Source organism: Ensifer sp. 38_S197 (assembly GCF_056924495.1).
On sequence record NZ_JBXOVZ010000001.1, the window covers coordinates 1,965,108 to 1,984,569 of the forward strand.

A 19,462-nucleotide genomic window follows, 5' to 3' on the forward strand; every position below is an offset into this window, starting at 1 on the left:
GGATCCGGCAAAATCGTTCCCGATCGGTCGACGGAAAGAATACCCCTTGCCAAGGGCGACCGGAACAGAAAACGAGTCTCCGCTTTCCGGTACCCGCGCTCGCGTGATTTTGCCTGCGCGGAGGGAAAATACGGGCATCTTCGCCAGTGATAGTTGGAGGCCGGGCCGGGTTTCGCGCGGGGGTACGCATCGGCGGTGTTTTTTTTATTGAGAAGGGAACTGTGGTTCGTGCTGGCGAGTTGGTGGAGCGGCGATCTCCGTGTGGAGGGGCGCGCACCGAGGTCGCATCTTCGGACCAGGAGAGACGACTATGAAGCATCAATCGATTGAACAATTGCAAGCGCTCGCCGAAATCCGTCCCGATCCCGTGATGACGAGAACGGAACGGCTTCAACGTTGGGCCGAACTCTTGGAAAGCAATCCCGATCGCCGATTGGGCACGCTTTCCGGTACCGAACGTGCGACCGCTGCCGTTCGGCAGGCCATGCAGGTCAACGGTTCCCCCATGACCGTTGCATTCGAAGATCCGCAATTGCGGCTCGCGGGCCTTGCCGATGACAGCTATGGCGAAGCAAAACGGTTCTTCGAAATATCGGACCACCAATTGCACGACATCGTCTGCGACTGCAATTTCGGCAGCTCGGTACGTGCTGCCTATGCGGCCCGGCGGGTTCGCTCAGCCATCGGCCTCTGGCCGCGACTGAAGGCGCTCTTTAGCTGAGCCAGATCGGCCTCACCATCAGGGAAGCCAGGGCGCCAGTCGGAAGCTTCCCTCACCTCCCGTCCTTGATGCCCGGCGACAGGACTTGATCGCCGGGAGATAGGCTGCGGTGAATCATGGCGGCCAGCCATGGCCAATTCCAGTCGCCGGGCTCCGCGCCCGCAGCGAGGTAGTGCGATCGTGCCGCTTTGTAAGGTGCGCGCGGATTGGCGGCCTCACCTCAGCTTCGACCCGGCGCAACGGGCTGCCGTGATGCCTCGACATCTGCTTCGATGGAGGCGTCCATGAGCATGGACGACGGGCAAACCTAGCCCGAGGGAGTATATCGCTGCCTTCCCGACTTGCAGCATCATCCACCCACGCCGGTGTCGCGCGGCTCGCCGGGGCTTGGAGGGATGCAGTCGCGGGAGGAGGATTTCATGACATTGGCAGCAATAACCCGGGCGCTGAGCGCGACCTCGGTCCTGGCGATCATGGTTTGCGCAGCTGAGCCGGTTTGGGCAGCGCCCGATCTGATCGTTCTGAATGGCGACGTGCGCACGGTCGATGAAAGCAAGGCCAAGGCGCAGGCCTTCGCCGTCGAGAACGGCAAATTCAGCGCGATCGGCAGCAATGACGAGATCAAGGCACTCGCCGGTGCCGGGACCAAGGTGATCGATGCCGGTGGCAAGACCGTCACGCCGGGCTTCATCGACGGCCATACGCATCTCACATCCGGCATGGACATGGTGACCGGCGTCGATCTTTCCTACATCCCGGACAAGAAGACCTGGCTCGAAAAGATCAAGGAGGCCGATCAGCGCCTGCCCAAGGGCGTCTGGCTGATGGGCGGCGGATGGGACTACACGCTTGGCGAAGGCAAGCTGCCGACCAAGGAGGATCTCGACGCCGTGGTGCCGGATCGCGTCGTCGTCCTGCGCGATATCGATTTCCACTCGGTGTGGGTCAATTCCAAGGCGCTTGAAGTCGGCGGCGTGACGGCAACGTCGAAAGTCGAAGAGGGCGGGCAGGTGCTCTTGGACGACAAGGGCGAACCGAGTGGTATCCTGCTCGAAAAGGCCGGTGATCTTGTCGAGAAACACCGCCCGGTCGCCAGCGATAGCGAACGACGCGAGGCACTACTGCAGACGATGAAGTTCGCCAACAGCCTGGGGATCACCGGCGTCAACGACATGTCCGACCTTGCCGCCGTGCACGACTATGCGGCGATCCTCGCTGAGAAGAAGATGCCGCTTCGCGTCTGGTACGGCTTCTTCGAGGGCGACCCGAAGAAGATCGCCGCCGCCGTCAAGGATCGCGACGAGGTCGATAAGGTCGCCGCGGATTCCGGCGAACAGGAAACGAAAGGACCGCTGCTCAAGCTCGGCTACACCAAGTCGGTGATCGACGGCGTGCTCTCGACGCGCACGGCCTATATGCATGAGGACTATTCCGACCAGCACGGCTGGAAGGGCAAGCCTTTCGAAACCAAGGAGCAGCTTGCCGCCGCGATCAAGGCTTCCAACGAAAACGGCTTCCCGACGGCGGTGCATGCGATCGGCGACGGCGGCGTCAGTCTCGTGCTGGATGCGTTTGCGGAGGCGTCCGTTCCGCGGCCGCAACCAAACCGCATCGAACATATCGAGGTGGTCGAAACCAAAGACATTCAGCGCTTCAAGGAACTCGGCGTCGTTGCCTCGATGCAGCCGAACCATGCAACCGGCACGATCGGCAAATACATCACCGAACGCATCGGTATCGAACGCGAGCCGCGGGCCTATGTCTGGCATTCGATGCTCGATGCCGGCGTACCGCTGGTGTTCGGCTCAGACTGGCCGACCTCGCCGCTGAGCCCACTGACCCAGATCAACGACGCCGTCTTCCGCGAAAGCCCGTTCGGCCTTGGTGATGGACCCTGGCATCCGGAGCAGGCGGTGAGCTTCGACCAGGCGCTGCACGGGTTGACGCAAGCGGGTGCGGACATGACACCCTGGGGCAACCAGATCGGCTCGATCAGCGTCGGCAAGTGGGCGGATTTCGTCGTGATCAACGGCACGCTGCCGGATCCGCTTGATCGTTCCATCCGGGAACGCAAGGTCGAGGCGACCTATCTCGCCGGAAACGAGGTCTATCGCCAGCCGTAAGTCGAAGAGAGCTCACCATTATTGCCGGTCGCCTTGTGAGCCAAGGCGATCGCGCTTTCATTTTCGGCGGGCGCCTGTGGCGCCAGGCGATTTGGCGCGCGGGCTTTGCCGCTACGAGTTTTCGGAGCTGTTCGGTGCTCATCTGAAGTTTGGTAGGCTGTTGCCACGGGATCGTCGCGGCCCGCCCTAGCTTAGTGCCTGAATATGCATAATAATCGCGCTTCACTTGGATTTTTATCAAGGTAAGGGCGCGTTGTAATGGCACTGGACTCGTTGGACGTGAGGCTGCTGCGCATCTACGTCACGATCGTGGAGGCGGGCGGCTTCGCGGCCGCGCAGGGCGAGCTCAACCTCTCGCTGTCGACGATCTCCAACCATATTTCGGCGCTGGAGGGCCGGCTGGGCCTCACCCTTTGCCAGCGCGGCCGGTCCGGCTTTCGTCTCACGGAGGAGGGGCGCGCCGTCTACGAGGAAGCCAAGCGCCTCTTCGGCTCGATCGACCAGTTCGACATCCGCATGAAGGGATTGCAGCACCAGTTGAATGGCACGCTCTGCGTCGGCCTCATCGACAACACGCTCTCCGATCCGTCCTCCCGCCTCAACCGCGTCTTTGCCCGCATGACGGACGAAGCGCCGGAAGTGGCGCTTTCGATCGTCACACGGCCACCGCACGAACTCCTGAGGGACGTGATAACGGGGGAGCTTCACATCGCGATCGCCAGTTTTCCGCGCACGACGCTGGGGCTGGAATATTTCGACCTCTACGACGAGACCCAGCGCTTTTATTGCGGCGCCGAGCATCCGCTTTATTCCCGGGATGACAGCGAGATCGAGATCGACGACATCCGCTCCTACAATCTGATCGGCCGCTCCTATTGGAACGCCCGCGACCTCAAGATCTTCTCGATTGCCACGCCGCGCGCAACCGTCAGCGACATGGAGGCCGAAGCGCGGCTGATCCTTTCCGGCCGCTACCTCGGCTACCTGCCCGACCACTTCGCCAGCCGTTATGTCAGCGAAGGGTTGCTGCGGCCGATCCGTCCGGATCTCTTCACCTACAAGGCACCGTTCCAGGCCGCTTTCGACAAGTCGCGTGCAAAGTCGGGCCTGGTCCCGTTTTTCGTGAAATTGCTCGTCAGCGAATTCGGCGTCTCACAGACGGGGCGAAGCGCGTCGCGCCTGCGGGCCGGGCGATAGCCGCATCCTCGAATTCATTCAACGCTAACATCCAGACAGGGGCGATACCGGTAAAACCGGTTCCGCCCCTGTCCACTCTCTTGCTGGAGAGAGCGTCAGCTCAGCGGGAAGCCCATGGCGGAGACCATTTTCAGCCAGGGCTTGCGCCAGCCGCCGGATTTGTCGGCCGTGTCGAGCGCATACATGGTGACCTGCGCGCCGAGCCAGCGGAGCGGCTCCGGCGGGATCGCGTTCGGCAGGCTGGTGGCGAAATCGAGCCGGCTCTCCGGCGTCTTCGAACCGTCGAGGATATCGAGCGCGATGCGTGCGCCGAAGCGGGAGGCCGAGACGCCGAAGCCGGAATAGCCGCCGGCATAGACGACCTTCTCGCCGTAATACCGCTGGAAATGCACCGCCATGCGGGTGCTGAGATCGATCGGTCCGCTCCAGGCGTGGGTGAAGCGCACACCTTCGAGCTGCGGGAACGTGTCGAAGAAGGCGGATGCCAGGGGCTCGTAGGTTTCGAGTTCCTTGTCGACGGAAGGGAAAGGATTGCCGGCAAAGGCATAAGCCAGTCGGCCGCCAAAGATGATGCGGTTGTCCTTGGTGAGCCGCATGTAGTTCATCTGCGTGCGAGTGTCGTAGACGCCCTGCCGGTGGCTCCAGCCGATCGACGCCATGCGTTCTGCCGACAGGGGTTCCGTCGCCAGGACCCGGTCGCGAACGGCGACGACCCGGTGCTTGATCTTCTTGTGGCCGGAGGCAAAGGCATTGGTGGCGAGAAGAACCTTCTGTGCCGTGACGCTTCCCGAGAGCGTCGTGGCTTTCATCCGGTCGCCGAGATCTTCAAGGCCGGTGAGCTCGGTGTTCTCGAAGATCTGAACGCCGAGGGTGAGCGCAACCCGCTTCAGCCCGAAGGCAAGCAGTGCCGGATGCACCGTGCCGCAGATATGCTTCGACCAGACGCCAGCCTTGTAGCGCGGCGAATTGATTTCGGTGCGCACGGCGCTCTGATCGAGGAAGTCGGCCTGGTGGCCATATTTGAGGTGGAGTTCGTGCTCCTCGTGCAGCGCTTCGATATGGGCATAGTCCACCGCCACCGTCAGCTCGCCGCCCCATTCGGCGTGGCAGTCGATCTGATGTTCCTCAAGGGTCCGCAGGAAGCCATGCATGTTCTCCTGGCCAAGCCGCTCCAGCGCGGCGATGTCCTTGGGAAAGATGCGCACGGCATTCGAAAGCCCGTGCATCACCGACGTGGAGACGACGCCGCCCGGCCGACCCGAAGCGCCATTGGCGACCGAGCCCTTCTCGATCAGCACCACGTCGATTTCGGGCTGGCGCTGCTTGGCCTGGATGGCACCCCACAACCCGGTAAAGCCGCCGCCGACGACGAGCAGATCCGCCTTCAGATGGCGCGTCAGCCGCTCTCGCGGCTCGGGCGCATCCGGCCGATCGAGCCAGAACGGCGTCATCTTCACATCTGCAAGGGCTTTGCTACTTACCTTGGTCATGGGCGCGCCTCACATCACTTCGCGGCCGGTGCGGTGTAGAGGACATAGACCTTGCGCATCGTCTCGAGCACTTCGAAACGCACCTCGATGCCAGCCGGCAGGACGTAGCTTTCGCCCGCTTCGAAGGTCTCGACCGAACCGTCCGGGTTGGTGATCGCGACCTTGCCCGAGAGGATGACGCTGTATTCGCATCCCTCAGGATAGGAGAGCATTTCCGCATAGGGCGTCGACTGCCAGGTGCCGATCGCGACGGCCTTGTCGGGGCTTTCGAAATGAACGTCGCCGAGCTCGTCCGAAAAACCGGAAAGGATCGCCTCCGGGGGCACGACGCTGCATTTTTCAAGCTCGCGCAGGCCGACTCCGTTGCGCCCGAGTTTGATGACCTTGGACATATTCACTCCAGTTCAGAAGGACGAGCGGCAAGATGATCGGCCGCGCATCAGGGTTTCGTTGCTTCAAATCTTCGCAATACGACGCGGTGCCAGAGATCAATGTCGTCTCGTCCGTCGCGGTTTGCTTTGCAAGTCGGCGTTCTTACTGCGCGGCTTGTCCTGTTTTTCTAAGAGGTTGGAATGACCTTAGGTATACGCCAAAGGGCTAGGTTGCGGATGTAAACGACGCCCCGCACTGGACTACAGGTCTTGCCTTGCCGGGCTTTGGTGGCGATTGCCGTTGTTTTGCCCGGCCCAAACGATAGTTTTGGAAATCCCGTAGTGAAAATCCGTTACTTGCGACAAGTTCAACCTTCGCCTAATCTGCGCTTGGAGGAGAACAACATGAACGACGATACGATCATCAAAGTCTGCGCGCCGACGCAGCAGGCCCCTGCTGTTGGCGATCTGGCGCTATCCTTGATGGAGGGGGTTGGGCGTTCGGATTTCCAGGATCGTCTGGCGCAATCGCTCAAGCGACACATTGCAATCGATGCAGGTCTGATGCTCTTGTATCGGCGAAACGCAGCGCCGAAGATTCTGTTCAACGATTGGCGCACTGACAAGGGCTTGTCCGATATCCGCGCCTATCTGCAGGGCCCGTACCGGCTCGATCCGTTCTACCGATTGGCGCTCGACAATGGTGACGACGGTCTTTACCGCCTGAGGCAGATCGATCCGTCCTTCGACCGGTCGCAATATTACCGCGACTATTACCGCCACTCGGGCCTGCACGACGAATTCAATTTCTTCATCGGCATTGATGCCGACACGAAGATCGCGATCTCGCTGGCCCGGCGCCATTCGCATGCGGCCTTCAGTGGGAAAGACCAGGATTTTCTGCAGAGCGCAGCACCGCTGCTCAGCATGGCCGTGCTTCGGCACTATCGCGACCTCAGGCCCGAAAGCCTTGGCGATGACAGTTCGCCGCTGCAAAGCGCTTTAGCGCAGGCGATCCGGAACTTTGGCCGCAGCCTGCTCACTGATCGCGAATGCCAGGTCGCGCAAATGATCCTGCGCGGATATTCGGTCAAGGGTGCTGCTGAAAAGCTCGGCATCTCACCGGCAACCGTCAAGCTGCATCGCCGCAACCTCTACGCCAAGCTCGACATCACCTCGCAAACCGCCCTGTTCTCGCTGTTCATCGACGCCGTGTCGTCGGCGAGCAATGCCTTCGAGGATCCGCTGGTCTCATACCTCTCGCCGGGCGGGGTGCCGGCGCAGCACTAAATTAGCCCTCATGACCCAATTCCAATTTGGACGGCGCCTACTTGCAAGGTGTGCTTCAGGCCGATCAGGGGCATCCCACCGTTTCTTCCGGGGCAGGACCATCGGATGTTTTCTTGACCCTGAAGCGCCGAAATCAATTGACCTCAAATAGGCGAACGAAAGTCGATTGTCCGCGATTTGGTAAACGGCTGTCTGGGATTTATCGGAATGGCTGTCCCGGGCCGCAGGAGTGACGGCACAGTCATCCAGAGGGTTTGCGGCTTACTGGCGCCCTAGGCCGGCCAATCCGCCACGATGAGGTTTCGACAGCACTATCCAATGCGCGTCTCGAAATTGCCCGTTTATGCTCGCTGTATATGATGGTTTATGAGCGCGCCAACGGCTTGCTGCCACTCTTCGGTAAACCGGTGACATCAGACGGCTCGTCTTCCATGCTGCACCACCGACCGGGGCCGTGTTTGAAGAGGAGAATGAGACATGATGTCGGCAACGTGGAGGAAACAATGAATAGGAAGCGCGGGGTTTTGTTGGCGACTATTCTCGTGACGGTAACAGGTGTCGCGCCCCTTTCTTCCTTTGCACAGGAATGCGACGGAGATTACTACGCAGGCATCGGCGCAAACCAACACTATACTGGTGACAAGCGCCAGCGCACCGATGCCTATCTCCTTAAGCACAGGCCCAGCCAGCAACAGCCTCAACGAGCTGCACATGCCGTAGGAAATCGTTCGCCAGGTTAGCGATAGAGCCAGTCCACCAGTCGATAGGACCGTTACGGCAACGGTTCATCCGGACGCCATCGGCAGATCGCATTTCGCGGGATCCCCTTCCAATCGTCTTTCGAATTGCTTCAAGCCGCGGCGCTTCCCCCTTGTTCCGGTCGCCGCGAAACCAGTTGCGCGGCGACCAATCCAAGCACCACGATGCCGAGGATGATCGTCGAGATCGCGTTGATCTCCGGTGTCACCCCGAACTTGATCTGCGAGTAGATCTTCATCGGCAGGGTCGAGGCGCCCGGGCCCGTCGTGAAGCTGGAGATAACCAGATCGTCGAGCGACAGGGTGAAGGACAGCAGCCAGGCGGAAACGAGAGCCGGGAACATGTTCGGCAAGGCAACGCTGACGAAAGCCTTGGCCGGCGTGCAGCCCAGATCGCGCGCCGCCTCTTCCAGTGAGGGGTCGAGTTCGACCAGCCGTGATTGCAGCACGACGGTGGCAAAGCAGAGCGTGAAAGTGGTGTGTGCCAGCGTGATGGTGAGCGGCCCGCGATCGATCCCGAGCGTCACGAACATCAAAAGCATAGAGACGGCCATCACCACTTCCGGCATGACCATGGGCGCGAGCAGCATGCCGTTCAACAGCGCCCGGCCACGGAAGCGGCGAAGCCGCACCATGACAACGGCCGCGAGCGTTCCGAGAATGGTCGCTGCCGTTGCCGACACCGCGGCCACCAGGAAGCTGACCTTCGCGCCCTCGATGATCGAGGGGTTGGCGAGAACCGTCGCATACCACTGGGTCGAGAAGCCGCCCCAGACGGTCACGAGCTTCGAGCCGTTGAAGCTGTAGACGACGAGAACGACGATCGGCAGATAGAGGAAAGCAAGGCCGAACAGGATCGACAGCCGATTGAACCAGCTTGGTTTCGTCATGGCCATCTCCCTAGGTCCGCGTGTGCGCCTGGCGCGACTGGAAGCAGACGATCGGAACCACCAGCAGGGCGAGCAGTACAATCGTCACGGCGGCGGCCATTGGCCAGTCACGGTTGTTGAAGAATTCGAGCCAGATGGCGCGGCCGATCATCTGCGTATCGGCACCGCCGAGCAGATCCGGGATGACGAATTCACCGACGACCGGGATAAAGACCAGGGCGCAGCCGGCCAAGACACCGGGAAGGCTCAAGGGGAAGGTGACCCTCCAGAAGGCGGAGATGCGGGAGCAGCCGAGGTCGCGCGCCGCTTCGATCAAGGTACGATCGGCACTGCTCAAGTTCGAGTAGATCGGCAGCACCATGAAGGGCAGGTAGGTGTAGACGATGCCGATGTAGATCGCCGTCTCGGTGTTGAGGATGCGCAGCGGCTCGCTGATCAGGCCGAGCTTCAGAAGCAGCGCGTTCAGAAGACCGTCGTTCCTGAGGATGCTCATCCAGGAATAGACGCGGATCAGCATCGAGCTCCAGAAGGGCACGATCACCAGGAAGACCAGCAGAGACCTTGAGGAGGGCGAGCAGGACGCAATGCCATAGGCGAGCGGATAGGCGATGAAAAGCATGGCGGCGGTGGATATCGCCGCGATCTTGAGGCTGGTCAGATAGGCAAGCAGATAGGTGTCGTCGGTGAGAACATAGAGGAAGTTTTCGAAGCTGAGCCTGAGGTTCAGGATCGATCCGTCCCAGGCCGTCAGCGGTTCGAAGGGTGGCATGCCGAGCCGCACGGTCGAGAGGCTGATGCCCGCAACCAGTGCAAAGGGTGCCAGGAACAGGACCAGAAGCCAGGCATAGGGAATGGCGATCAGAAGACGCCTGCCCCAGTTCGTCTTTGCGGACGGTGTTGCTGCCGTGAGCATGGGACCTCCTATTCGGCCAAGAGCCGGCTTGCCTGCGGCGACCAGCTTGCGAACACCCGATCGCCGACCCGAAGGTCGCTTTCGGCGCCGAGATTGACCCGACGTGCGTCGAGCGTTGCCCCCGATTTCAGCCGCACCCGATAGTGCCGCTCGACGCCGGTATAGGTGAGTTGCTCCACGGTGCCTTCGAGACCGCCGCCCGAAGTCGCAAGTTCCACCCGCTCTGGGCGAACCGAGACCCAGAACGGCCGATCGAGCGACACCCGGTCGGTCGGAGCGGCGCGGACGCGTCCGCCGGCTTCGTCGCTGTCGATCTGCAGTTCGCCGCCGCTGCGATCCGCGCGACTGCCGGCAAACACGTTCGTTTCGCCAAGAAACTTGGCGACATAGCGAGACTGCGGCGTTTCGTAGACCTCCGACGGCGTACCCACCTGCAACACCTTGCCCTGCCTCATGATGGCGATGCGGGTTGAAACCGTCATCGCCTCATGCTGGTCGTGGGTGACGATGATGAAGGTGAGGCCGAGTTCCCGCTGCAGGCGGACGAGTTCGAGCTGTGTTTCGGTTCGCAGGTTTTTGTCGAGCGCGCCGAGCGGTTCGTCGAGCAGCAGCACCTTCGGCCGCTTGACCAGCGCGCGGGCGAGCGCCACGCGCTGGCGCTGGCCGCCGGAAAGCTGCGCCGGCTTGCGATCAAGCAGTGCGGTCAATTGCAGCTTTTCCGCGACCTCGTCGATACGCTTCTTGATCTCACCCTTGTCGAGGCCGTCCTGCTGCAATCCGAAGGCGATGTTCCTGCCCACCGTCAGATGCGGGAACAGGGCATAGGACTGGAACATCATGTTGGTCGGACGCTTATGCGCCGGAACGTCGGTGACATCCGCCCCCTCCAGCTTGATCGCGCCGGATGTCGGCGTCTCGAAACCGGCGATCATCCGGAGCAGCGTTGATTTTCCGCAGCCCGAGGGGCCGAGAAGCGAGAAAAACTCGCCCTTCTCGATACCGAGATTGATGTTGTTGACGGCGGTGACGACGCCATAGGACTTCGCCAGGTTCTCGATCGAAATATAGGATTGCACGGGGTCTGGTCCTGCTGTTGACGGTTCGCGCTATTGGCCGGCCCTGAAGGCCGACCAGACGCGGGTACGCTCGCGCGTCTGGCGCGGCGGCAGCGACTTGTCGACGAAGAGCTTGGAACGAACGTCGGCAGGGGGATAGATGTTCGGGTTGTCGCGGATCGCTGCGTCGACTTCCGGTGTCGCCGCGGCATTGGCGTTGGCGTAGAAGACGTGGTTGCTGATCACGGCGACCGTCTTCGGCTCGAGGAGATAGTCGATGAAGGCCAGCGCCTGCTCCGGATCCGGCGCGTCGGCCGGGATCGCCATCGTGTCGAAGGAGATGATCGTGCCTTCCTTCGGGATCGAATAGTCGACCTTGACGCCAGTCTCCGCCTCTTCGGCGCGGGCTGCCGCAATGCCGGCATCGCCACTCCACATCAGCGCCAGGCAGAGCTGGCCCGACGCCATGTCGGCGACGAGCTGTCCGCTCTGCATGTGGCGGATATAGGGGCGGAGCTTGAGTAGAAGCTCTTTCGCCTTGTCGAGATCATCCGGTTTGGTGGAATAGGGATCGAGGCCGAGATAGTTGAGCGCGATCGGGATCACCTCGTTCGGCGCGTCAACGATGCCGATGCCGCAATCCTGGAATTTCTCGGCGACCTCGGGCTTGAAGAACATGTCGAGGCTGTTGACGGGCGCATCCGGCAGCCGCTCGGCGACGAGCTTGGCGTTGTAGGCGACGCCCGTCGTCAGCCACATATAGGGCACGAGGTATTTGTTCTCCGGGTCGTGCTCGCCGACGAGCTTCAAGAGGTCCTTGTCGAGATTGCCGTAGTTCTTGAGCGCCGTGACATCGATCGGCTTCAGCGCGCCGGACTGGATCAGCCGCTCTCCGACCGTGGCGCTCGGGAAGGCGATGTCGAAGCCGCTGCCGCCGGCGAGCAGCCGCGTTTCGAGCACTTCGAGCGAATCGTAGAAATCGACCCGCGTTTCAACGCCGGTGCGCGTCTGGAAGTTCGAAACCGTGTCTTCGGCGAAATAGTCCGAGAAATTGTAGATGAACAGTTTGTCCTGCGCCTGGGCGGTCGTTGAGATCGTGAGGGCAGCAAGCGACGCGGCGAACATGGAGCGCAACGTGGTGCGACGTAAGTTTTGCATGGTTCCTCCCAAGAACGGCGTATTTTTGTTTTCGCCAAAGTGATCGGCAGGCCCGAAGACGGCAACACTCCCTTTGGCTAGGTGCGGGAGGCAGAGCGGCGTCGTAGATGGCAATCGACGCCTGCCTTGGCTGCATCAAGCCATGTTTGTTTGACCCGCGTCGAAGTAACATTCGATCAAGGGGTATTTCTCGGCCTGCTGTGGCTGCTAGGGTTCGGCGAAATAAGAGGGAGAGCTTCCATGGAGCAGAAATTCAATCAGCCGCTCGGCGGCAACGACATGCCCCGCTTCGGCGGTCCGGGCACGATGATGCGCCTTCCCGCTGCGACATCGGCTGAGGGCCTCGATGCATGCTTCGTCGGCATCCCCATGGATATCGGCGCGTCCAACCGATCCGGAACGCGATACGGACCGCGCCAGATCCGCGCCGAGTCCGTGATGATCCGCCCCTACAACATGGCGACGGGCGCCGCACCTTTCGAAAGTCTGCAGGTGGCCGATATCGGCGACATCGCCATCAACACCTTCAACCTGCCGGCCAACATGGAGATCATCACCCGCGGCATCGGCGAGATTCTCAAGCACGATTGCATCCCGCTGACGCTTGGTGGCGATCACACGATCAGCTATCCGATCCTGAAGGCGGTTGCCGAAAAGCACGGGCCGGTCGCCCTGATCCATGTCGACGCCCATGCGGACATCAACGACACGATGTTCGGCGAGAAGATCGCGCACGGTACGCCGTTCCGCCGCGCTTTCGAGGATGACTGCCTCAATCCCAATCTGGTGTTCCAGATCGGCCTGCGCGGCACAGGCTATGCCTCCGACGATTTCGACTGGTCGCGCGACAAGGGCTTCACCGTCGTCCCGGCTGAGGAATGCTGGCACAAGTCGTTGGTGCCCCTGATCGAAGGCATCCGCGCCAGGATCGGCAACCACAAGACCTACCTGACCTTTGATATCGACAGCCTCGACCCGGCCTATGCCCCGGGCACCGGCACACCGGAGATCGGCGGGCTGACCGTCATCCAGGCGATCGAAATCATTCGCGGCTGCCGCGGCCTTAATCTCGTCGGTGCCGATCTCGTCGAGGTGAGTCCGCCTTTTGACACCACAGGCACGACGGCGATTACCGCGGCCAACCTTCTCTACGAGATGCTCTGCGTGCTGCCGGGCGTGAAGTACAAGCGGTAGGCCGACGGAGAGCTCGGAAACGAAGTAGCAGGAGGCCCGGAGTGGCCTCCTGGCCGAACACGTCTGCGAGCTGTTCTAGCTTCTTGCCGGCCGCAGACGGCTCCAGAGCGGCGCGACCACATTGCCCATGACGATGATGGTTGCGGCGCCGACGGCGATGGCCAGCAGGGCCTGGAGCGCCGAGGTCGTGAGCCAGCCGACGACCGCCGGGGCGAGAGCCAGGGTATGGGCGACGCCCTCGGAGACATCGTGGATGAGGTGTTCCGGACCGGCCATTCCCAGTTGTGCCATGCCATGCACGAGGATGCTGCCGCCGACCCAGAGCATGGCGGCGGTGCCGATCGCGGCAAGAACTTTCAGGAATGTGGGCATGCCGAGAACGAGGCCGCGACCGAACAATCGCAAGGCAGACAGCGGGCTTTTCGCGAGCGCGACGCCCACATCGTCGGCTTTGACGATGAGCGCCACGACGCCATAGACCGCAAGCGTGATCAGGATGCCGACGCCGGCGAGCACCATGCCCTGCGTGTAGATGCCGGCGTCGGAGACCGTTGAGAGCGTAAGCGCCATGATTTCGGCAGAGAGAATGAAGTCGGTGCGGATGGCGCCGGAGACCTTCTCGTTTTCCAGCGCCACCGGATCGCTCTTCTCGCCGAGCACCGCTTCCTCGTGCACGTGGGCCGCATGCGGAAAGACTGCTCCGTAAAGCTTCTCGGCGCCCTCGTAGCAGAGATAAATGCCGCCGAGCATCAAAAGCGGCGTAATTGCCCAGGGTGCGAAATAGCTGAGCACCAGTGCGCCGGGCAGCAGGAAAAGCAGTTTGTTCTTCAGTGAGCCAAGGGCGATCCGCGCAATGATCGGCAGTTCCCGCTCAGGCGTCAGCCCGACCACATAACGCGGGGTCACCGCAGCATCGTCGATCACGACACCGGCCGCCTTGGCGCTGGCCTTCGCGGTTTGGGCCGCCACGTCGTCCAGCGAAGCGGCCGCCATCTTGGCGATGGCCGCGATGTCGTCGAGGAGGGCGATGAGACCTGTGGCCATAAATTGCTAACCCCTTGAGAAGAATCCGAGAAACGAGGCTCCAGTAGCGGCAGTAACCACCATAGCGTGTCGAGTCAACGACCGCCGGGTGCCGTTCGCGGGCTGTCGGCCGCGCGCGGTGGGCACAGTCTTGGTTATCAAATCGTGATCGTGGGGACGGATTCTATCGTTGACGGGTGTCTCATTTCGATTTACGACTGACGAAATACAAAATTCGTCAGTCGTAAATCGAAAGGCAAACAATGCCGGTGAGCAACGATACCGTCGTGGACCAGACGCGCCAGGACAACATCACGCGGATCCTCGATGCCGCGGAGCGGCTGTTCCGGCATTTCGGCTACAGCAAGACCAATGTCGCCGACATCGCCAAGGAACTCGGCATGTCGCCGGCGAACATCTACCGGTTCTTTGCCTCCAAGACGGAGATTCATCAGGCGCTCTGCGGCCGCATGCTCGCGGCCAGCTATCAGATGGCACAGGAGATCTGCTCCTTGCCGTTGAGTGCGACGGAACGCCTGCGCCGGTACGTCCATGCGCAGCATCAGATGACGGTCGAGCTCATGCTCGACGATACGAAAGTGCACGAGATGGTGGTCGTTGCCATCGAACGCGAGTGGCACGTCATCGACAAGCATATCGACAGGATCGATGCGCTTCTCGCCAACGTCATCCGCGAAGGCATCGCCGCCGGCGAGTTCCCGCAACAGGATGCCGATGCGGCGTCGCGTTGTTTCGGTGCGGCGACGGTCACGCTCTGTCACCCGCAAATGGTTGCCCAATGTCTCAGCAAGACAAACCGCGCCTCGCCGGAAGAACTGGTCGAATTCGCGATCAAGGGATTGAAGGTCTAGCCGGACTGTTTCCGGCGCAGCCAATGGCGGCGTCGGCCTATTTTCAGGAGTGTTACTATGTTTACGCCTATTGAATTTCGCCGCCGTATTTCATTCGTTGCCACCATTGCGCTGATTTCAACCCTCTCGGCGGCGCTCGCCGGCTGCTCGGAAGAAAAATCCGAAACTGCCGACGTCGTGCGCCCGGTCAAGGTCGTCGAGATCGCTCAGGCCGACGCTGCGCGCCAGCTCAGCTATTCCGGTGCGGTTCGCGCGCGAACCGAGATGAACCTCGGCTTCCGTGTCAGCGGCAAAATTGTCGAGCGGATCGTCAATGTCGGCGATCGCGTCAATGTCGGCGATCTCCTCGCTCGCATCGACGCGACCGACTACGAGCTCGCGGTGCGCAGCGCCACCGCCAATCTGGAGGCGGCCGAGCGCCAGGTCGAGACGGTCGAACTGGTGCGCGATCGCGCTAAGCAGTTGCTCGCCAGGAAATTCGCCTCGCAGGCCCAGTTTGACCAGGCGGTGCTGAGCTACAACCAGGCCGTTGCGACGCGCGATGCCGCCAAGTCGGCGCTATCCCAGGCGAAGAACCAGGTGGTCTATACGAACCTCGTCGCCGACCGGCCGGGTATCGTGACCGCCATCAACGCCGATGTCGGCCAGGTCGTCGGCTCTGGCACGCCTGTTGCCACGGTTGCGGTCGAAGGCGAAAAGGAAGTCCAGGTCGCCGTACCCGAGACGGAAATCGGCAACTTCAAGGCCGGTCTGCCGGTCAAGGTCGGGATCTGGTCCGATGCGGGCCTGTCGCTCGACGGCATGGTGCGCGAGGTCGCCGGCAGCGCCGACCAGCAATCGCGGACCTTCTCGGTGCGAGTCAGCCTGCCGAATGACCCGCGAGTCCTGCTCGGGATGACCGCGACCGTCGAGGCTTCCGCTGGCAGCGGCACTCCTTTCGTCTCCGTTCCCTTGAGCGCGTTGGCCGAGAAGGACGGCTATCCGATCGTCTGGGTCGTCGATCGCGGTACGGAAACGGTCCACAGCCGGCCGGTCACGCTTGCGGATTTCACCACCGATGGCGTGCGGGTTACCGAGGGCCTCAAATTTGGCGACCTCGTCGTTGCCGCCGGAACGCAGTTCATGACGGACGATCTCAAGGTGACCATCTCCAACGATACGACGCGCCAAGCTGCTGCGGCAGCCGAAACCAGCCTCGTGCGCTGACGTTGCCAGGATAGCGGAACCGAGCCGATGACGACCTCCTCTTCTGAAGACAAGCGGCCCTTCAATCTTTCGCGCTGGGCGATCGCGCATCCGAGCATGGCGCGTTTCCTGTTCGGCCTCATCATTCTCGCCGGCGTCTTCGGCCTGATGCGCATGGGGCAGAAGGAGGACCCGGACTTCACCTTCCGCGTCATGGTCGTGCAGGCCTTCTGGCCAGGCGCCTCGATCGAGGAAATGCAGGATCAGGTCGTCAACAAGATCGAGCGCAAGCTGCAGGAAACGCCGCATCTCGATTTCGTCCGCTCCTATACGCGCGCCGGCAGCGCGATCATCACGCTGCAGGTCGAGGGCGATACCAACGCCGAGCAGGTGGCTGACGCCTTCTACCAGGTCCGCAAGAAGGTGGGCGACATCTCCAGCGAGTTGCCGGAAGGCCTGCTCGGTCCCTATTTCAACGACGAGTTCGGTGACACCTTCATCACTCTGCATTCGCTGAGCGGCGAGGGATACAGCTATCCGGAGCTGAAGAAGTTCGCGATCCAGGCGCGCGACATGCTCCTGACGACGCCGGGCGTCGAGAAGGCCGTCATCATCGGCGACCAGCCGCAGAAGATCTTCATCGACGTGTCTTCCAAGGTGCTGGCCGAGCGTGGCCTGACGCTGAACGATTTGCGCAGCACCCTTGCCGGCCAGAACAATATCGACCCGGCGGGATCCGTCGACACCGGCTCGCGCTCGGTGCGCATCTCCGTCGAGGGCGGCCTGGACAAGGTCGAGGACCTGAAGAACCTCAGGCTTCGCGCTGGTGGCCAGATTACCCGGCTCGGCGATATCGCGACGGTAAGCTCCGGGCTCGAGGATCCCTTCTCGCGCAAGTTCCGTTTCAACGGCCAGGATAGCGTTCAGATAGGCGTGGTCATGGCCAAGGGCTTCAAGGTGACGGATGTCGGCAAGGCGGTGGAAGCGACCTATGAGCGCTTCGAGGCGTCGCTGCCCTATGGCGTCAAGGTCGATCAGGTCTCCAATCAGCCGGAGGTCGTCAAGGAGGCGGTCGGCGAGTTCATGAGGGCGCTTGGCGAAGCCCTGGCGATCGTTCTCGTCGTCTCGTTCCTCTCGATCGGCTGGCGTTCGGGCCTGGTGATCGCGATCACCATTCCGCTGGTGCTGGCTGCGACATTCGCCATCATGTACGAGCTCGGCATCGATTTGCAGCGCATTTCGCTCGGAGCGCTGATCATCGCGCTCGGCCTGTTGGTCGACGACGCCATGATCGTGGTGGAATTGATGGAGCGAAAGCTGGAAGAGGGGCTCGTCAAGGTCGAGGCCGCGAGCTTCGCCTATACCTCCACCGCCTTCCCGATGCTGACGGGCACGCTGATCACCACGGCCGGCTTCATACCCGTTGGTTTTGCGGCTTCCACCGCAGGCGAATACGTGCGTTCGCTGTTTTACGTGGTCGGGATCGCGCTCGTCGTCTCCTGGTTCGTCGCCGTTTATTTCACGCCCTGGCTCGGCAATATGCTGCTCAAACAGCGCAGCCATGCCGGCAATCATCACGATGTCTTCGACACGCGCTTCTATCGGCATCTGCGTTCGACGGTCGCCTGGGCCGTGCGCCATCGCATCGTCGTGCTCTCGACGACGCTCGTCATTTTCTTCGTCAGCCTCTGGGCTTTCCAGTTCATTCCGAAGAACTTCTTCCCGCAGTCGTCGCGGCCGGAAATTCTCGTCGATCTGTGGCTGCCCGAGGGTACCAGCATCAAGGAGGTGGAGAAGCAGGCGAAGGCGCTCGAAGCCCGCATGATGGACGACGAGGACAAGCGCTTCATCGCCACCTATATCGGCGAGGGCGCACCGCGCTTCTTCCTGCCGCTTGATCAGCAACTGCGCAATCCGAACTTTGCCCAGCTTCTGGTCATGGCCAAGGACGAGCCGGCGCGCGAGCGGCTGATTGCCAAGATGCGTGCGATCCTCGCCGCCGACTTCCCGTCGATCCGGGCCAAGGTCGATCGCCTGTTCCTGGGTCCCCCGACCGGCTGGCCCGTCCAGATGCGCGTCATGGGACCGGACCGTGAAGAGGTCAAGCGTATTGCCGACCGGGTGAAGGCGAAGTTCCACGAAAACCCGTTGTTGGGTGCCGTTCACGACGACTGGCTGGAGCCGGTGCCGGGCATGAAGCTGGTGATCGACCAGGATCGTGCCCGCGCGCTCGGCGTGACCTCGCAGCGCATCCGCCAGATGCTGCAGGCGAGCGTCACCGGTGCGCCGCTCGACAACTTCCGCGATGGCGAGGAAACGGTGGCGATCGTCGCGCGTGAGCCGGCGGAGAGCCGCAACTTCCTGAGCTCGGTCGACTCCATCTACATCCCGACCGATTTCGGCGGCTTCGTTCCGCTCTCGCAGGTTGCCAAGGTTGTGCCCGTGCTCGAACAGGGTATCGAATGGCGCCGCGATCGCCTGCCGACGATCACCGTGCGCGGCACCCTGCCGGACGGCGTGCAGCCGAATGACGTGGCGATGAAGATGTTCGGCGAGATGCAGTCGCTGCGCGACAGCCTGCCCGCCGGCTACAGCATCAGCATTCAGGGCGGCGCCGAGGATTCGGCGGAGAGCCAGGCCTCGATCGCCGCCAAGGCGCCGATCATGCTCGGTGTCATCGTCGTGCTGCTGATGATACAGCTCCAGCATTTCGGCAAGGCGATGCTGGTGCTCGCCACCGGGCCGCTTGGCATTATCGGTGCCGCGGCCGCACTGCTGATCAGCGGGGCGCCCTTCGGTTTCGTCGCGATCCTCGGCGTCATCGCGCTGCTCGGCATCATCATGCGCAACTCGATCATTCTCGTCGATCAGATCGACCAGGATATCGCCGCCGGCATGGACCGCGCCGAAGCGATCGTCGGCTCTGCCGTCCGACGCTTCCGCCCGATCACGCTGACGGCGCTGACGGCGGTGTTGGCACTGATCCCGATCTCCCGTGGCGTCTTCTGGGGACCGCTCGCCTACGCCATGATGGGCGGCATCCTGGTCGCGACGGTATTGACCATTCTGGTGTTGCCCGCCGGCTATGCCCTGTTCTTCGGGCGAGAGCCCAAGAAGGAGCGCGCCGATCTGGAGAAGGCGGAAGAGGTCAGTCCGAATGCCGGGCGCGACGAGCCGCTGGTTTATCCTCCGGCCGTGGCGGCGGAATAGCGCCACGGCCCC

16 protein-coding genes are annotated in these 19,462 nt (G+C 62.0%); 9 read left to right on the forward strand and 7 right to left on the reverse strand.

The window, feature by feature from the left end:
• Positions 1-310 precede the first annotated feature (310 nt).
• The 3 genes from AC1Z3V_RS09135 (at position 311) to AC1Z3V_RS09145 (ending at position 4,041) form a co-directional block, all read left to right on the forward strand.
• Positions 311-721: a hypothetical protein gene (locus AC1Z3V_RS09135; RefSeq protein ID WP_173518918.1), complete on the forward strand. Its 411-nt coding sequence runs from the start codon at positions 311-313 to the stop codon at positions 719-721.
• Positions 722-1,140: 419 nt separating this feature from the next.
• On the forward strand, positions 1,141-2,844 hold the full coding sequence (locus AC1Z3V_RS09140; protein WP_483498412.1) for an amidohydrolase: 1,704 nt from the start codon (positions 1,141-1,143) through the stop codon (positions 2,842-2,844).
• Positions 2,845-3,102: 258 nt separating this feature from the next.
• Positions 3,103-4,041, forward strand: coding sequence for a LysR family transcriptional regulator (locus tag AC1Z3V_RS09145; RefSeq protein ID WP_483498413.1), 939 nt, complete (start codon positions 3,103-3,105; stop codon positions 4,039-4,041).
• Between the two features lie 95 nt (positions 4,042-4,136).
• Here AC1Z3V_RS09145 and AC1Z3V_RS09150 read toward each other — a convergent pair whose 3' ends face one another.
• Both AC1Z3V_RS09150 and AC1Z3V_RS09155 read right to left on the reverse strand, forming a co-directional pair.
• Positions 4,137-5,531, reverse strand: a complete 1,395-nt coding sequence (locus tag AC1Z3V_RS09150) for an NAD(P)/FAD-dependent oxidoreductase (RefSeq protein ID WP_483498414.1) — start codon at positions 5,529-5,531, stop codon at positions 4,137-4,139.
• A gap of 14 nt (positions 5,532-5,545) precedes the next feature.
• Positions 5,546-5,923 carry a cupin domain-containing protein gene (locus tag AC1Z3V_RS09155; RefSeq protein WP_483498415.1) on the reverse strand — a complete coding sequence of 126 codons (378 nt, stop codon included), beginning with the start codon at positions 5,921-5,923 and terminating at the stop codon, positions 5,546-5,548.
• Between the two features lie 267 nt (positions 5,924-6,190).
• Here AC1Z3V_RS09155 and AC1Z3V_RS09160 point away from each other — a divergent pair, with 267 nt between their 5' ends.
• Entirely contained in the window at positions 6,191-7,192 is a 1,002-nt protein-coding gene (locus AC1Z3V_RS09160) for a helix-turn-helix transcriptional regulator (RefSeq protein WP_483498416.1), read from the forward strand.
• Between the two features lie 470 nt (positions 7,193-7,662).
• Positions 7,663-7,932, forward strand: a complete 270-nt coding sequence (locus AC1Z3V_RS09165) for a hypothetical protein (protein ID WP_483498417.1) — start codon at positions 7,663-7,665, stop codon at positions 7,930-7,932.
• A gap of 110 nt (positions 7,933-8,042) precedes the next feature.
• On the opposite strand, the gene AC1Z3V_RS09170 is transcribed toward AC1Z3V_RS09165, so the two are convergent.
• From AC1Z3V_RS09170 to AC1Z3V_RS09185, 4 genes are read right to left on the reverse strand one after another with little or no spacing between them, the layout of a single operon-like run.
• Positions 8,043-8,840, reverse strand: coding sequence for an ABC transporter permease (locus AC1Z3V_RS09170; RefSeq protein WP_483498418.1), 798 nt, complete (start codon positions 8,838-8,840; stop codon positions 8,043-8,045).
• 10 nt (positions 8,841-8,850) lie between these two features.
• Complete coding sequence (locus AC1Z3V_RS09175) at positions 8,851-9,753, reverse strand: ABC transporter permease subunit (RefSeq protein ID WP_483498419.1); 903 nt, start codon at positions 9,751-9,753, stop codon at positions 8,851-8,853.
• Positions 9,754-9,761: 8 nt separating this feature from the next.
• Positions 9,762-10,829 carry an ABC transporter ATP-binding protein gene (locus AC1Z3V_RS09180; protein WP_483498420.1) on the reverse strand — a complete coding sequence of 356 codons (1,068 nt, stop codon included), beginning with the start codon at positions 10,827-10,829 and terminating at the stop codon, positions 9,762-9,764.
• 30 nt (positions 10,830-10,859) lie between these two features.
• Positions 10,860-11,966, reverse strand: a complete 1,107-nt coding sequence (locus AC1Z3V_RS09185; protein ID WP_483498421.1) for a polyamine ABC transporter substrate-binding protein — start codon at positions 11,964-11,966, stop codon at positions 10,860-10,862.
• Positions 11,967-12,206: 240 nt separating this feature from the next.
• Here AC1Z3V_RS09185 and speB point away from each other — a divergent pair, with 240 nt between their 5' ends.
• On the forward strand, positions 12,207-13,160 hold the full coding sequence (gene speB / locus AC1Z3V_RS09190) for an agmatinase (protein ID WP_483498422.1): 954 nt from the start codon (positions 12,207-12,209) through the stop codon (positions 13,158-13,160).
• A 75-nt stretch (positions 13,161-13,235) separates the two neighbouring features.
• On the opposite strand, the gene AC1Z3V_RS09195 is transcribed toward speB, so the two are convergent.
• Positions 13,236-14,204, reverse strand: coding sequence for a DUF808 domain-containing protein (locus AC1Z3V_RS09195; RefSeq protein ID WP_483498423.1), 969 nt, complete (start codon positions 14,202-14,204; stop codon positions 13,236-13,238).
• A 248-nt stretch (positions 14,205-14,452) separates the two neighbouring features.
• Between AC1Z3V_RS09195 and AC1Z3V_RS09200 the strand changes: the two genes are divergently transcribed.
• The 3 genes from AC1Z3V_RS09200 to AC1Z3V_RS09210 are packed head-to-tail and all read left to right on the forward strand — an operon-like array spanning position 14,453 to position 19,450.
• Positions 14,453-15,055 carry a TetR/AcrR family transcriptional regulator gene (locus tag AC1Z3V_RS09200; protein ID WP_483498424.1) on the forward strand — a complete coding sequence of 201 codons (603 nt, stop codon included), beginning with the start codon at positions 14,453-14,455 and terminating at the stop codon, positions 15,053-15,055.
• Positions 15,056-15,112: 57 nt separating this feature from the next.
• A complete protein-coding gene (locus tag AC1Z3V_RS09205) occupies positions 15,113-16,261 on the forward strand; it encodes an efflux RND transporter periplasmic adaptor subunit (RefSeq protein WP_483498425.1) in 1,149 nt (382 codons plus the stop codon).
• Positions 16,262-16,288: 27 nt separating this feature from the next.
• Positions 16,289-19,450 (forward strand): efflux RND transporter permease subunit, encoded by a 3,162-nt coding sequence (locus tag AC1Z3V_RS09210; protein WP_483498426.1) that lies wholly within the window; start codon positions 16,289-16,291, stop codon positions 19,448-19,450.
• The last annotated feature ends 12 nt before the right edge of the window (positions 19,451-19,462 follow it).